We start from the raw sequence: 14,654 nt of genomic DNA on the forward strand, positions 1-14,654 counted from the left end.
GGATCCGGGCGGCGCGGCCATCCCGTTGTCAGAGGCGAGTGACACCATCACGGCACCACGACGAGAGGGCGCCGCCGATGAGTTTCCTGGGGCTGTGGTGTCTGGTCCCCATGAGACCCGACGCCATCGCACGGTACGCGCCGCAACTCGCTCCGGCCATCGAGGATGAGGCCGCGCTCCCCGCCTCCACGGACCTCCTCCGCTGGTGGGGAGCCACGGGCAGCACCCCGGAGGCGATGGACCGGTTCATCGACCTGGCGGGCCCGTCCGCCCTGGACGAGCGGATCTGCACCGTCTACGAGGCCTGGGAGCAGGGCTACGACCGCTCTCTGCCGCACATCAGCGGCTCCGCCCGCAAGGCCTACCCCGCCGCCGCCGTGGCCTTCGCCCTCGGCCCCCGGCGCCACGCGGAACTCCCCGGCTGGTTCGGCGACCTCATCCTCACGCCCGAGCAGGTCGTCGAGACCCTCCCCGCCGTCGAACGCGTCTACCGCTGGACCGCACAAGGCCGCCACCAGGCCGAAATCCTGCTCACCGCCGCCCTCCGCGGCGAAGGCCGTCCGGACGACATCGACGCCCTGCTCGACGCCGTACCGCTGGTGTGGCGCGCAGCGGCGGACGCCGGCCAGGGGCTACTCGGAGCGCAGTTCGTCCCCTGACGTGCCCGCCCGGACGCACAGCGCTGCCCTTCGTTCATGGAGTCGCGCCGACCTCCCGCTCGGACGGCCTGTACGTGTACTCGCACGATCAACGCGGCCGATACCGATAGGGGGCGACGTTTCCACCAGCCAGGCGATCCGCAGGCGAATACCCCTCCGCTGCGGTGATGGCCGGTGACAGTGGCTGCGCGTCAAGCCACCGTGAAACCATGCAAGAGCGATCCTTGACACCTCGACAACTCGCAGGCGCACCCGGGTGAAGTCTGGACTCGCACGGCCGCCAAACGGTCAAGAAATGGCAAAGCCCCTCCTCCGCCGCAAGTCACGAAGTGTCCTCCCCGCACCCGCGGGGGTCAGCACTCGACGGTGTAGTCCGCGTGCAGGAGGCGCAGGTCCTCCCCGCACCCGCGGGGGTCAGCAGCAGGCGACCCCACCGGGCTCGCGGCGACCGGGGCCCTCCCCGCACCGCAGGGTTCAGCCGGTCAGGGCGTCGGCGATGACGGTGATGGGGGCCGTGAGGGCCTGGACGAGGGCGCCGCTGGTGGTGGGGCCGACGGTGGAGGATGCGGAGTGGCTGGCGCTGAGTTTGCTGTTCGCGTCGGCGTAGGACGGGCGGGGCCCGAGTAGGGCGCGAGGAGGCTGTCGATCGTGTCCTCGGAGGGGGTGGCTGGGACGTCCGGTGACAGCTGCGTGGCCGTCGCGGGCCCGTGCCGTTGCAGCCGCTCGGGGATCGCGAGCGCACGGGATGGGCCGGTGGTCGCACGGCCTTCGGGTCGGTGTTCTCGATGTCGCCCAGGCGATTCTTCGGCTCCGTGGTGTGCGGGTTGCTCTCTCGCATGGTTGTGGGAGTCGGCTCTCATGTCTGGTCTCCGCGGCGGCGGTGCTGCGCGTGGCGCGGGACGGCGCCGTCGGGGGCACCGGCTGCCCGGCACGGCTCGGGGTTTCACGGCCATGGGGCCGGGCAAGCGCGCGGGCACAGCGATCCGCTCGGCGGGCTGCAGCGCATCCGCGCGGTGCTCGCCGGGCATCCGGCCGCTGATCCCCGACGAGAGGTGACGGCTGTGCTGCCCCCGACCACCAGCCGCACGGAGACACCCGGTAGCGGGCACCGCGGAACCGGAGTCGAGACCATCCGCGTGGCCTCCGTCCCGGCGGGCCACGTCTACGTCCGGCACCTCGGGTCCGTGGACGGCCGCTGGCCGGTGGAGCGGTTGACGGACCCGCGGCCGTGCGGCGCGCCCAGCGGGTCGCAGCGCTGGTGGCCTCCGGTCATGCTCGATCCGGCCTGGATCCGCGCGCACGCCGACGAGTTCGACGTCTTCCACCTGCACTTCGGATTCGACGCCCAGACCCCGGAGGAGCTGGCGGATCTGGTCGGGGAACTCGGCCGGCAGGCGAAGCCGCTGGTGTACACGGTCCACGACCTGGAGAACCCCCACCACGAGGACCCGGGCCCCCACCGGCGCCAGCTCGACGTGCTCATCCCCGCCGCCGACCACCTCATCACCCTGACCCCGGGCGCTGCCCGGGCCGTCGCCGGGTGCTGGCGGCGCCCGGCCACCGTCCTGCCGCACCCGCACGTCGTCGACCCGCCCGAGCTGGCGCTTCCGCGGGAGCGGCACGAGGTGTTCACGGTCGGCCTCCACGCCAAGAGCATCCGGCCGAACATGGCGGTCCTGCCCGTGGTCGAGGTGCTGGCCGAGACGGTGGCCGGCCTCCCGGACGCGCGGCTTCGGGTCGACATCCATCCGGAGGTGGAGGACCCGGGCAGCCACTGGTACTCCCCCGCCGTCCTGCCCCGACTGCGGGAGCTCGCGGAGCAGCGGCTGCTCGACCTCCACGTGCACGACTACTTCGACGACGACCAGCTGTGGGACTACCTCTCCGGCCTCGACCTGTCGGTCCTGCCCTACCGGTTCGGCACGCACTCGGGCTGGCTGGAGGCCTGCTACGACCTGGGCACTCCGGTGTGCGCGCCCAGCTGCGGCTACTACGCCCAACAGCGCCCCTGCCTGACCTACCGGCACGACCGCGGCGGTCTTGACGCCGGATCCCTGGCAGCGGCGGTCACGACCGCCCATCGCCGTCGGCCCCGGTGGCGGGCCGCGCCGGCCCGACGGGCGGCGGAACGCGAGCAGCTCGCGCGCAGCCACTACGGCATCTACCGGGCCGTCATGCCATGAGAGCGCTGCGCATCGCGCTGGTCGCCTCGATCCGCTTCCCGATCCGCGAGCCCTTCGCCGGCGGTCTGGAGGCGCAGACCTGGGCCCTGGCCCGCGGGCTGACCCGGCGCGGCCACCGTGTCACGCTCTTCGCCGCGCCCGGTTCGGACGCCTCGCTCGGTGTCGACGAACTTCCGGTCCGCCGGCCGGTCCTGAGCGATGCGGCCCGCTCGGACCGGAGCATGCCGTCCGCGGAGTGGATGACCGAGCACCACGCCTACCTGCAGCTGATGCTCCGGCTGGCCGACGGGGTCGACGGCTTCGACCTCGTCCACAACAACAGCCTGCACCACCTCCCGGTCGCGATGGCCTCGGCGCTGCCCATGCCCGTGGTGACGACCCTGCACACTCCCCCGACCCCCTGGCTGGAGTCCGCGATCGAGGCGCCCGCCCGGTGCCCGGTCACGTTCACCGCCGTGAGCGAGCACACGGCGCGGTCCTGGGCCCACGTCGTCGACGGCGCGACCGTGGTGCCCAACGGCGTCGACACCGCCCGGTGGACACCGGGGCCCGGCGGCGGCCCGCTGGTGTGGTCGGGGCGGATCGTCCCCGAGAAGGGGCCGCACCTGGCCCTGGACGCCGCGCACACCGCGAACCGCAGCGTGCTCATCGCCGGGCCCATCAGCGACCGCCGCTACTTCGAGCAGGCCGTCCGCCCCCGCCTGGGCAACGGCGCGCGCTACCTCGGCCACCTGCCCCAACGCGCGCTCGCCCGCCTGATCGGCCGGGCGAGCGCGACGCTGGTGACCCCCTGCTGGGACGAGCCGTACGGCTTGGTGGTCGCGGAATCACTGGCCTGCGGGACCCCCGTCTGCGCGTTCGCCCGCGGCGCCCTCCCCGAGATCCTCACCCCCGGCTGCGGCAGCCTCGTGCCCGCGGACGACACCACCGCCATGGCCCGGGCGATCGCCACCACCACCGGACTCGCCCGGGCCGAAGCCCGGCGGCGGGCCGAACAGCACTGCTCCGTCACCGCGATGATCGACCGCTACGAACGGCTGTACCGGGAGCTGACCCCATGACCGGCACCACGGAGGCCTCCGGATGATCGGCTACTACGTCCACCACCAGGGCCGCGGACACCTCCACCGGGCCCTCGCCGTCGCCGAGCACTGCTCGACGCCGGTCACCGTCCTCTCCTCGCTCGGGCGCCCCGACCACTGGGAGGCGGAGTGGGTGGAGCTGCCGCGCGACGACACGCCCGCGCGCTCCGACGACCCGCCCGTACGCGCCGACGACGCGCCCGCGTGTGCCGACGACGCGGCGGCGTGCTTCGAGGACGCCACCGCCCGGGGGCGCCTGCACTGGGTCCCCGTCCACCACGGCGGACTCCGCGCCCGGATGTCGGCGGTCTCCGCCTGGATCGAGCGCCGGCGACCGACGCTCCTCGTCAGCGACGTCTCGGTCGAGATCACGCTGCTCGCCCGGCTGCTGGGCGTCCCCGTGGTCGCCGTCGCCATGCGCGGCGACCGCCGCGACCCCGCCCACGAACTGGGCTACGACATCGCCGACGCCCTCCTCGCCCCCTGGCCGGCCGCCCTCCCCGAGCCCGGCTGGCCGGACCACTGGACGAAGAAGACCGTCTGGACCGGCGGCTTCTCCCGCTTCGACCACCGCACGCAGCACCACCCGCACCGACCCCGCACCGTGCTCCTGATGCTCGGCGCCGGCGGCCACGACATCACCGAGGCGCAGATCGACGCCGCCCGCGACGCCACCCCGGACTGGCACTGGCAGATCCTCGGCGGGCCGGCCGGCTGGACGCCCGATCCCTGGCCCGTCCTCACCTCCGCCGAAGTGATCGTCACCCACGGCGGACAGAACGCGATCGCCGAATGCGCCGCCGCCCGCCGCCCCACCATCGTCCTTCCGCAGGACCGGCCGTTCCGCGAACAGCACGCCACCGCACGAGCGCTCCAGCGCGCCGGACTCGCCGTGGCGGTCCCCGACGGCTGGCCCGCACCGGAGCGGTGGCCCGGCCTGCTGACCCGGGCCGCTGCCCACGACGGGCGCAACTGGGCCCGGTACGCCCCCGGCGACGGGGCCGAGCGCGCCGCCCGCGCCATCGAACGCCTGGCCTCCGACCGCACCCCCGCCCCGGCATGACCGTGCGAACCGCCGTCATCACGCTGGCACACGGCCGCCACCGGCATCTGCGCCGGCAGCACGAGGCCCTGGCCGACAGCTCGCTGCCGGCCGACACGTACGTGGTGGTCGCCATGAACGACCCGCACATCGCCGACGGGCTCCCGGCGCCGGCGCCGCAGCCCCTGATCACTCACCTGGCGGCGGAGGCCGGGACGGGCCTTCCGCTCGCCGCGGCCCGCAACCGGGGCGCCCGCCGTGCGCTGCGCGAAGGCGCCGAGGTCCTCGTGTTCCTCGACGTGGACTGCATCCCGTCCGCCGGATTGCTGCAGCGCTACACCCGCTCGCTCGCCCTCACCGGCGGCGCGGGGGTGCACTGCGGGCCGGTCGCCTACCTGCCGCCCGCCCCGGCGGACGGCTACCCCGCGACCGGGCTCGCGGACCTGGCGCGCCCCCATCCGGCCCGCCCGGCTCCCCGCCCCGGCCACGTGCTCCTCGGCGGGGACGAGGACTACCTGCTGTTCTGGTCCCTCTCGTTCGCCCTCACCGCACGGACCTGGCGCACGGTCGGGGGATTCTGCGAGGACTACACCGGATACGGCGGCGAGGACACCGACTTCGGCCAGCTCCTGCGCCGGTCGGGCGTCCCCCTCTACTGGACGGGCGGCGCCACCGCCTTCCACCAGTACCACGCCGTGGAGGACCCGCCGGTGCGGCACCTGGACAGCATCCTCCGCAACGCCGCCCTCTTCCACCGGCGCTGGGGGTGGTGGCCGATGCAGGGGTGGCTGCGGGCCTTCGAGGCGCTGGGCATGGCCCGCCTGGAGACCCGTACGGGGGTGTGGACCCGGACGGCCGGCTAGCGGGGCGGACCACCGGCCGGCTGGACCGGCCGTGCAGCGGCCACCCCGGGGTTGCCGGGTGGGACGGGACGTCGGTGCGTTGTCCGGCCCCGCGTGGCCAACGCGGCCCGGGTGGCCCGGGTGGCCCACGTCGGCGTCGGCCGGAAGCGGAGCGGCGCACGTGCCGCCATGCTGGGTGTCCGGACACCATCCCCTCGCGGAGGTGGCGGCGCGGCTGCGGAGTGCGGTGAGCCGCGGTTCTGACGGCCCGCCGGTCCGGGGGATGCGGCGCCCCGGCCGCCGCACGCCGTGCGCCTCCGCGTCCGCCTCGCAGACCACGCCCTCGCCCACTTCCCCGTCCGCACCGGAAAGGACCCTCGATGACCGTCTCCCCGAGACTCCCCGCCACCCGCCCTGGCCCGGCCGGCCGCTGCGCGGCGCTGGCCGTCGCGCTCGGCATCGCCGTCACGGCGGCCGGTGCGGCCCCCGCCCACGGCGCGCAGGCCGCCCGAGGCCCGTTCCCGGTACCGGTGGCGCCCGGCACGGCCCGGCAGGTCATCACGGTCAAGGCCGAGGGCACCCGCGCCGCCGTGACGCTGTGGGACCGGCGGGACGGCGCCTGGCGGCCCGTCGAATCCACGTCCGAGGCGCGGATCGGGTACGGCGGACTCCGCGACGGCCTCACCCGCGTCCAGGGCACCGGCACCACGCCCACCGGCACCTACACCCTCACCCAGGCCTTCGGCATCGCCCCCGACCCGGGCACGCGGATGCCCTACCACCGCGTCACCACGCACGATTGGTGGGTCCAGGACCCCTCCTCCGCCTACTACAACCGGATGCGCACCGACACCGAGGGCGGCTTCCACCTCACCGAGCAGGGCCCGCTGGGCAGCGAGCACCTGGTGGACCACCCGGTCCAGTACGACAACGTCCTGGTCATCGACTTCAACACCGCCCCCGTGGTGAAGGGCCGCGGCGCCGGGATCTTCCTCCACGACCTCGGCACCGGGGCCGACGCCACCGGCGGCTGCGTCGCCGTTCCCGCCGCCTTCATGACCCGGACGATGCGCTGGATCGACCCCGCCGACCACCCGGTGATCGCGATCGGCTAGGACGACGGCGCGGAGCGGGACCGCGGCCGGGCTCCGGCGGCGGGCAGCAGGCCGGAGTGGCGGGCGCCGCAGGCCTCGGCGGCGAGGCGCCCGGCCTCCGGGCCCCGGGCTCGCGGAGCGGGACCGCGGCCGGGCTCGGGTGTGCCACGTGGGAGGCCACCCGGGAGGCCATCCGGACGGCGTGTGCCGTGCCGGAGGCCTGGAGGGCCGGGCGGGGTGTCGGCGGCAGCCGGGGCCCCGGATCCGGTCCTGCGGGCGCGCTGGATCCGGGGTGCCGGCCCCGGGCGGGGCCGGCGGCCGGTGTCAGCCCTGGCAGAGGCCGCGGGCGTAGTCGTAGGTCGCGGCGGCCTGGGAGTACTGCCACTGCGGGGCGAGCAGCCGCTCGTCGAGCTGCGCCGCGGCGGTGCGGTTCTCGACCACGTAGCCGAAGTCCTGCAGCCAGGCCGGGTAGAGGTTCTTGGAGCCGATGAAGAAGGCGGCTCCGTCGACCGAGACCAGCTTGTGGTGCAGGGCGTACGGGTGGCCGTCGGCCCAGGTCGCGGTGGGGGCGGCGCGGAACGGGGCGAGCTGGAGGTTCTGGCACATGGTCGCCTTGGCCCGGGCCGGGTCGCCCAGGCGGGTGGTGAGGCGGGCGGCGAGGGTGTCGCTGATCTCGTTCAGGGACTTGATCTGCGAGTAGCCGCCGCTGCCGACGGTGCCCCGGTTGCCCGGGTCGCTGACCACGATGCGGACCTTCACGCCCTCGGCCATCTTGGCCGCGAGCAGGTCGAAGAGCCGCGCGTCGTAGCGGGGCAGCGGCGGGCAGGTGCCGGTCACGTCCTGCTGGGAGATGTCGATGCGGCTGCCCGCGCCGGCGATCAGCGCGCGAAGGGCGCTCTCCTCCGGGTTGACGGTCTCGTAGTCCCGGTCGGCGTTGGTGTTGTCGTGCAGGCCGATCGGGCCGCACCTGAGGTCGTCGGCGGTGGGCACCGGCGCCGGGCGGTAGGCGGAGCTGCGGTCCTTGTCGCGGATGCCGACGCCGAGGCCGCCGACGGCGATCACCTGCTGTCCGCCGGTGGCGGGCGCCTGGTCGGCCGTCGGGTTGGCGCGCTTCTCCAGGTCGGGGGTGCAGGCGGCGCCGTGGGTGGAGGCGAACCAGGCGGCCGAGAGCACGCCCGTGTTGCGGCAGGTCCAGTCCCAGAGGGTGTCCAGGTAGGCGCCGGCGGAGGCGGCGGCCGGGCCGGTCAGGGCGAGGTCGACGTCGGTGACCGGGTGGGCGGTGTCGAGGTAGTCGTTCTTCCAGTCGTTGATCCCGCCCGTGATGACGCTCTGCCCGTCGACGACCAGCAGCTTCGAGTGGTTCCAGGAGAACGCGGTCTTGGCGGTGGTCATCGAGGCGACCTCGATGGTGACGCGGTCGGCGGCGGAGCCGAGCTTGGCCACCAGGTCGTCCCGGTACTTCGACGGGAGCGCGGTGATGTTGTACAGCGGCGCGGCCCCGGCGAGGACCCGCACGTGGGGAGTGTGCCCGGCGGCCACCGACGCCTTGAGGCCGTCCGCGATGGCGTCCTGGAAGGCGCCCTCCGGGAAGGGTGCGAGGGTCGAGATGTCCACGGTCCGGGTGGCCCGGGAGATGTTCTCGCGCATCGTGTCGAGCAGTCGGCGGGTGCCGGTGCGCTCGGTGCAGGAGGGGTCGCCCCAGCAGCCGGGAGTCTGCAGCAGCCAGCCGCCCGGGTCGTCGGCCGGCGCGTCGAGCCGGTTGCCCGCCGTGCGCTGCCACACCGTGCCCTCCAGGCCCGGCGACACCTGGCGCAGCGTGCGCTCCACCGCGTCCAGGTACGGGGTGGCGTCGGCCGGGGCGGTGGCCGTCCCGGTGGCCGGGGCGGGCGCGGGTGCCGGTTCGGCGAACGCGGGGGCGACGGGCAGCGCGCAGACGGCGGTGGCGAGGGCCAGCGCCGTACCGGCGAGTCGGCGGCCGGAACGGCGGGGCTGGTGACGGAGCACGTACGGGTCCTTCATGACAGGCCGGGGGTGTTCACCCGGGCGACACCAATGGATTACTCAAGGGTAACCTGATGTGATGTCAGGATCGCGCCAAGACGGGCTCCGCGACTCCGGCCCGGGCGCCGCCAGTGGCGCGAACGATCGCGCCCCGGGCCGGAGTTGACACCAGCCCGGGGCACGATCGTGGATTTTCCGACAGGACCCGGCCGCCGACCAGCCGTCGCCGGTCGGCGGTCAGGCAGCGGGCAGCGGGCAGCGGGCGGTCGGCCCGCCGATCAGCCGTCGTTCTCGGCGGCGGGCAGGTACGCGCCGGGCACGTCCTCCGGCGCATGGATCACCGACTCCCCCGGGTACGGGGTGGTCCAGTTGTGCGTCTGGTACCAGACCAGGTGGTCCATCTGCGCCGGGTTCGCACGGTCAGGTGCCGCGGTCGGGCCGGTCAGCCGCTGCTGCGCCTTCCAGGCCTCCCACGCGGCCGCGACGGCCTGCTGCGCGGCGGGCGGCGCGGTCGTGGCCGGCGCCGCGGCCGCGCGCGGGTCCTGCGCCGCCGGCACGTCGACGCCGCAGGCGGGCGGCGTCTTCAGGCCGTCCGTCAGCGAGGTCCGGTTGGGCACGGCGGTGAACGGCGTGTAGTCCGGCCGGTCGGTGAAGGCCGTGGCCATCGGGCTGGCCGCGCTGTCCTTCTGGTTCATCGGGCGGATCCCGAGGATCTGCTCGATGGTGCGGACCACGGTGATCTGCGAGTAGTAGCGGCTGTCGACGGCCCCGCGCTGCGCCCAGGGGCTGATGATCTGGATCGGGGCGCGGTGGCCGTCCACGTGGTCGAGGCCGGCCTGGGAGTCGTCCTCGACGACGAAGACCGCCGAGTCCTTCCAGTACTCGCTGTGCGAGATCTCGTCGACGATCTTCCCGACCGCCAGGTCGTTGTCGGCGACCTGCGCGGCCGGGCTCGCCGGCCCACCGGTGTGGTCGCTGGACAGCCACAGCATGTTGAGGTCGGCCGGGCCGTTGCGCTCGAAGTCCTGCTTCCAGATCTGGTAGCGGTACAGGTCCGGCACGCTGGTGTCGAACTTGGGGAAGCCGGGCACCGAGACGCTGTTCAGCGAGGGGATCGGCGAGGAGGAGCTCAGCGTGTAGGCGCTCTCCTCACCCGTCGCGTCCATCGACTCGGCGTCGCAGTACAGGTTCTGCCAGCTCGCGCCCTCGGGCTTGGTCAGGAACTGGTGGAACTCCCCGAAGTCGCGCACCGAGCGGCCCGCCGCCTGCGCGCCCGTCCACAGGAAGCCCGTCCGCTGGTGGCCCAGGGCGTCGTCCTCGGTGTCGTAGCTGCGCGCGTACTCGCCGGCCGAGGACTCGGTGTACTCCGGATCGTCCGCCTGCATCAGCCAGTTGTGGCCCTCGGCGGAGTTGGTGCCGATGTCGTAGGTGTTGTCGTAGAGCCCGAACTGCTCGGCCAGCGCGTGCTGGTTGGGCGTCACGTTGGTGCCGAACTGGGCCAGCCGCGGATCGCCGTTGCCCTTCTGGACGTCACCGAAGACCTGGTCGTAGGTCCGGTTCTCCTTGACGATCAGGAAGACGTGCTTGATCGGGGACGGGTCGCCGATCCGGTCCGGCACCGGGACTGGCTTCGCCCGGTGGCCGTTCGCCGTCCTGACGGCGCCGTCGGTCCAGCCGTTCTGGCGGAACACCGTCGCGGTCCGGGCGCGCACCTCCCGGTCGTTCGGCAGGGTGAACCAGGTCAGGCTGGAGGTGGTGCCGTGGGTCTTGTACGCGCCGGTGGCGTCGGGCCGCCGCGCGTCGATGCCCCGGGTGTTGGAGACCACCACCTTCGAGCCGACGGCGGCGATCTCCGCCGGGAAGTAGTCCGTCGGCAGCAGGCCCACGTAGCTCACCGGCTCCTGCGCGCCGGCGAAGCGGTAGACGGCCACCGCGTTGGCCCGGCCCAGGGTGACCAGCAGCCGGCCGTCGTCGGTGAGCGTCACCGCGGTGGGCTCGTAACCGACCGAGGCCTCCGGCCACGGCTTGGTGGAGACGGTCTGGACGACCTCGTCGCGCCGGGTGTCGACGACCGACACCGAGTCACCGCCGGTGTCGGCGACGAACAGCGTCCCGTTCTTGGCGTACAGCGCCGTCGGGTGCAGGCCGACGGTGATCGAGCCGACGGCGGCCGCCGGGTCGGTGAGGTCGATCACGCTGACCGTGCCGGTGGTCGTGGCACCGGTGTCCGGGTCGGCCGGCACCTGCGTGCCGTAGGAGTTGAGCGTGTCGTCCTCGTCCGTGGCCGCGCGCCCGCCCTCGTTGCCGACGTACAGCCTGTGGCCGACCAGCGCGACCCCGCGCGGTGCGTTGCCCACCGTCCAGCTGTGCCGGACCGCGCCGCTCGCCGTGTCGATCGCGACCACCCGGTTCTGGCCGTTGACCGCCGCGTAGAGCGTCGAACCGTCCGCCGAGAACACCGCGCCGGAGGCCAGCGCCTGCTTGTCCCCGTCGGCCGCGATCGGCACCGCCACCGGGTTCGCCAGCGTCCCGTCGGCGTTCACCGTGAACCTGGTGTAGCCGTCGGGCCGGCCCAGCCACAGCTGCTTGCCGTCCGGGGAGTAGACCGGCGACTCCTGGCCGACCGCGCCGCTGGGGATGCGCAGGTCGTCCACCGCGGCGGTGCCGACGCGCTGGCGCACCGTGCCGGTGTTCAGGTCCACCACGACCAGCGCGGCGTCGCCGTCGGCCACCGAGGCGGCCAGGTGCGCGCCGTCCGGGCTGACCGCGGACCCCATCAGCTTGCCGTCGTCGATCACCGAGCGGGTGCCGTACGGGGCGAGGTACTGGTCGCTGGAGATGACCTGGCCGTCGGCGGTGACCTGGCCGACCCGGTCCGCACCGAACGGCTGGGTGGTCGCGACGGCGGTGCCCGTCGCCACGGCCACCGCCGTGATGCAGGCCGTGGCGAGCGTGGCGCGACGGCCCACCCGTCGGCCGAGGAGGACGAAGTGCTCCTGCTGGGGACGTCGACGACGCGTCACCTGCATGGCGTCATCCCTTCCTTGCGTGGAGGCCGCCTCGGTGAGGCGGCTGGGTGCCTGCGGGGGTTGGCTGCGCTCGTGCGGGAGAGGGGCGGGGTTTCCGGCTCGGACCGGGGCTTGCGCTTCGGACCGTGGCTCGCGGCTTTCTTAGCTGGGCTTGTGGCTTCGGACCGGGGCTTGCGGTTCAGGAGGAGGAGAGCAGGTCGACCTGGCCGTCGAACTGCCAGAGCGGGTTGGGGGCGTCCCCGGCCGGGGTGTGCACCAGGAAGTAGCCGTTCACCTCCTTCGGACCGTCGCCGTCGGCCGTCAGCCGTCCGTCCGAGGCGACGTCCAGCTGGTAGATCGCCGTGCCCGGCGCGTCCGTGCCGGGCAGGTGCCAGGTGACGACGCAGCGCCAGTCGTTGCCCGGCCCCACCGGGTCGGTCCGGCCGGCACCCCGGTCGCAGGCCGCCGAGACCCGCAGCTGCTCCTCGGTGACGGCTGGGCGGTGCAACTGCTCGGTCTGCAGCCGGTAGAGGTGCGCGAACGCGGTGGCGACCGAACGCTGCACCTTCGCCTGCGAGATCCCCGAGCCCGTCGAGGGCGCGGCCGCGGCCACCGCCCCCGCGGTCAGCGCCAGAAGTCCGGCCAGCGGCAGCAGCCCGGCGGCGAGCGCGCGGCGGCCCGCGCCGTCCTCGCTGCCGGTGGTGAAGTCCCGCCGGACGAACAGCCGGTAGGCCGCCCCGGTCGCCACTGCGGCCCAGAGCAGGCTGACCGTGACCGCGATCAGCAGCTCGTCGAGCCGCGCCGGATCCGCGAACAGACCGTTCCAGGAGACGAAGGCGTAGCCGGGCAGCGCCAGGCGCAGCGCCACCGGCAGCGGCAGCATCTGCGCCAGCTGCATCGCGACCGCCGCCAGCGCCGGCACGAGCAGACCCATCGGCGAGCGCCCCAGCAGGACGGAGCCGAGCAGCCCGAGCGCTGCCAGCGCCAACGTCGGCGCCACCGCGCACCCCCACGCCAGCAGCACGCTGCCGGCCGCGTCCGACGGCGCCAGCAGGTGCCCGTCCACCCCGACCAGCGGTTCGTCGCCGACCGCGGCCAGCCCGCCGGCCGTGCTCGACGCCACCAGCCCGGCCACCAGCAGCACGATCACCGTGGCGCCGGCCAACGCCTTCGCCGCGAAGATCCGGCGTGGGGAGCGGACCGTCACCAGCAGGTGCCGCCAGGTGCCGAGCCGGTCCTCGGCGGCGAAGACGTCACCCGCGACCACGGAGGTCAGCAGCGGCAGCGCCCAGGTGCCCGCGAAGCCCAGCACCACCAGCGGGCCGGCCCAGCCGGTGGTGTGCATCCAGCGGCCGAACAGCGTGTCGGACGGCAGCGTCCCCTGCTGGGCCACCGCGGCCACGAAGAGTCCGGGCGCGGTCCAGCAGGCCAGGACCAGGAGGCGGATCCGCCACTGCGAGACGAGCTTGACCAGCTCGAAGCGGTACACCCGGCCGACCGGCGTCCGGCCGGCCGGCCCCCGGGGCGCGTCGGCGGCCCCGGTCTCTGCGCGCGTGGCCGTCCTCATCGCTCCCCCGCCCTCGGCTGCTCCCGCTCGTCCTGGTGCTCCTGCGGCTCCTCGTGCTCCTGGTGCTCCTGCCGGCCGGTCAGGGCCAGGTAGGCGGCCTCCAACGGCGGGACCGCGGGGGCGACTTCGCGCACCCGTACCCCGGCGCGCACCAGCGCCGCCACCAGCTCCTCGACGGCCGGGCCCGAGGCGCGCACCACCAGCGCCTCGGACCCGCGCCAGGCCGCGGCCTCCGCCACGGTGCGCACCCCGGCGGATCCGGCGGCCACCCGGCGGGCGGTCGACGGGTCGGAGGTCAGCAGGCGGTGGTCCGACTCCCGGCGCTCGTCCGCCAGTCCGCCCAGCGGGCCGGAGTAGCGGACCCGTCCGGTGGCGAGGATCGTCACCTCGTCGCACAGCGCCTCGAGGTCGTCCATCCGGTGGCTGGACAGCACCACCGAGACCCCGTCGGCCGCGAGCCGGCGCAGCGCGCGGTGCACGTGCTGCTTGCCCGCCGGGTCCAGCCCGTTGGACGGCTCGTCGAGCACCAGCAGCCGCGGGTCCGTGAGCAGCGCCGCGGCCAGTCCGAGGCGCTGGCGCATGCCCAGCGAGAAGCCGCGCACCCGGTCGTCGGCGACCTCCGTCAGCCCGACCTCGGCCAGCACCTCGTCGATCCGGCCGGGTCGCACGCCCGGGCGGCGCAGTGCCGCCAGTGCGGTCAGGTTCCGGCGCGCGGTCAGCGACGGGTACAGCCCGGGGCCGTCCACGAACCCGGCCACCCCGTCCGGCGCCGACGCCCGCCCGACCGGCCGGCCCAGCACCTCCACGGCGCCGCCGTCGGCGACGGCCAGCCCCAGCAGCAGCCCGAGCAGCGTCGTCTTCCCGGCGCCGTTCGGCCCGGCCAGCCCGTGGATCCGCCCGGGCGCCACCTCCAGCCCGACCCCGTCGAGTGCCACGACGTCACCGAAGCACTTCGTCAACCCGCGTGCGCGTACGGCCGGTTGCTTGTCGTTCATAGGCCCTTCCCGCCAGTCCCCCCGGGACGCTAGGGCGTTGACGGGGCGCCGTCCGGAGCACGCGGTGGAAGGCGGTTGAACACCGGGGGAACAGCAGCCGCCCGGTGGCCGAGACCACCTGGACGGCGACGGCGGGTGGCCGGGTGAGAGCGGCTGGGCGGCCGGATCGCGGCCGTGCGGG

The 14,654-nt window shown here is 74.6% G+C and carries 10 protein-coding genes; 6 read left to right on the forward strand and 4 right to left on the reverse strand.

Translation table 11 applies throughout. The annotated features are described in order from the left end of the window. Nucleotides 1-110 precede the first annotated feature (110 nt). The 6 genes from ACZ6Y7_RS11505 (at nt 111) to ACZ6Y7_RS11530 (ending at nt 6,923) form a co-directional block, all read left to right on the forward strand. Nucleotides 111-659: a hypothetical protein gene (locus ACZ6Y7_RS11505; RefSeq protein ID WP_465757670.1), complete on the forward strand. Its 549-nt coding sequence runs from the start codon at nt 111-113 to the stop codon at nt 657-659. Nucleotides 660-1,795: 1,136 nt separating this feature from the next. Next, complete coding sequence (locus ACZ6Y7_RS11510; RefSeq protein ID WP_465757671.1) at nt 1,796-2,842, forward strand: glycosyltransferase family protein; 1,047 nt, start codon at nt 1,796-1,798, stop codon at nt 2,840-2,842. Further along, nucleotides 2,839-3,903: a glycosyltransferase family 4 protein gene (locus ACZ6Y7_RS11515; protein ID WP_465757672.1), complete on the forward strand. Its 1,065-nt coding sequence runs from the start codon at nt 2,839-2,841 to the stop codon at nt 3,901-3,903. The genes ACZ6Y7_RS11510 and ACZ6Y7_RS11515 overlap by 4 nt, the downstream gene beginning before the upstream one ends. 22 nt (nt 3,904-3,925) lie before the next feature. Then, entirely contained in the window at nt 3,926-4,987 is a 1,062-nt protein-coding gene (locus ACZ6Y7_RS11520) for a glycosyltransferase (RefSeq protein ID WP_465757673.1), read from the forward strand. Then, on the forward strand, nt 4,984-5,829 hold the full coding sequence (locus ACZ6Y7_RS11525; protein ID WP_465757674.1) for a glycosyltransferase family 2 protein: 846 nt from the start codon (nt 4,984-4,986) through the stop codon (nt 5,827-5,829). The genes ACZ6Y7_RS11520 and ACZ6Y7_RS11525 overlap by 4 nt, the downstream gene beginning before the upstream one ends. Nucleotides 5,830-6,188: 359 nt before the next feature. Next, nucleotides 6,189-6,923: a L,D-transpeptidase family protein gene (locus ACZ6Y7_RS11530; RefSeq protein ID WP_465757675.1), complete on the forward strand. Its 735-nt coding sequence runs from the start codon at nt 6,189-6,191 to the stop codon at nt 6,921-6,923. Between the two features lie 303 nt (nt 6,924-7,226). On the opposite strand, the gene ACZ6Y7_RS11535 is transcribed toward ACZ6Y7_RS11530, so the two are convergent. From ACZ6Y7_RS11535 to ACZ6Y7_RS11550, 4 genes are all read right to left on the reverse strand, one after another. Continuing rightward, nucleotides 7,227-8,906, reverse strand: a complete 1,680-nt coding sequence (locus ACZ6Y7_RS11535) for a phospholipase D-like domain-containing protein (RefSeq protein ID WP_465757676.1) — start codon at nt 8,904-8,906, stop codon at nt 7,227-7,229. A gap of 275 nt (nt 8,907-9,181) precedes the next feature. Then, the gene (locus ACZ6Y7_RS11540) at nt 9,182-11,932 is read right to left on the reverse strand and encodes a bifunctional YncE family protein/alkaline phosphatase family protein (RefSeq protein WP_465757677.1); all 2,751 of its coding nucleotides are present in this window, start codon (nt 11,930-11,932) and stop codon (nt 9,182-9,184) included. A gap of 178 nt (nt 11,933-12,110) precedes the next feature. After that, nucleotides 12,111-13,478, reverse strand: coding sequence for an ABC transporter permease (locus ACZ6Y7_RS11545; protein ID WP_465757678.1), 1,368 nt, complete (start codon nt 13,476-13,478; stop codon nt 12,111-12,113). After that, on the reverse strand, nt 13,475-14,473 hold the full coding sequence (locus tag ACZ6Y7_RS11550; protein WP_465757679.1) for an ABC transporter ATP-binding protein: 999 nt from the start codon (nt 14,471-14,473) through the stop codon (nt 13,475-13,477). Before ACZ6Y7_RS11550 ends, ACZ6Y7_RS11545 begins: the two co-directional genes overlap by 4 nt. Between the last annotated feature and the right edge of the window lie 181 nt (nt 14,474-14,654).

The organism is Kitasatospora sp. NPDC053308 (assembly GCF_055585785.1).

What these genes read in the sequence shown, in the direction of transcription:
- ACZ6Y7_RS11505 (WP_465757670.1), top strand. Translation starts at nt 111, where the DNA reads ATGAGACCCGACGCCATCGCACGGTACGCGCCGCAACTCGCTCCGGCC.
- ACZ6Y7_RS11515 (WP_465757672.1), top strand. Translation starts at nt 2,839, where the DNA reads ATGAGAGCGCTGCGCATCGCGCTGGTCGCCTCGATCCGCTTCCCGATC.
- ACZ6Y7_RS11550 (WP_465757679.1), bottom strand. Translation starts at nt 14,473, where the DNA reads ATGAACGACAAGCAACCGGCCGTACGCGCACGCGGGTTGACGAAGTGC.
- ACZ6Y7_RS11540 (WP_465757677.1), bottom strand. Translation starts at nt 11,932, where the DNA reads ATGCAGGTGACGCGTCGTCGACGTCCCCAGCAGGAGCACTTCGTCCTC.
- ACZ6Y7_RS11525 (WP_465757674.1), top strand. Translation starts at nt 4,984, where the DNA reads ATGACCGTGCGAACCGCCGTCATCACGCTGGCACACGGCCGCCACCGG.
- ACZ6Y7_RS11520 (WP_465757673.1), top strand. Translation starts at nt 3,926, where the DNA reads ATGATCGGCTACTACGTCCACCACCAGGGCCGCGGACACCTCCACCGG.
- ACZ6Y7_RS11545 (WP_465757678.1), bottom strand. Translation starts at nt 13,478, where the DNA reads ATGAGGACGGCCACGCGCGCAGAGACCGGGGCCGCCGACGCGCCCCGG.
- ACZ6Y7_RS11530 (WP_465757675.1), top strand. Translation starts at nt 6,189, where the DNA reads ATGACCGTCTCCCCGAGACTCCCCGCCACCCGCCCTGGCCCGGCCGGC.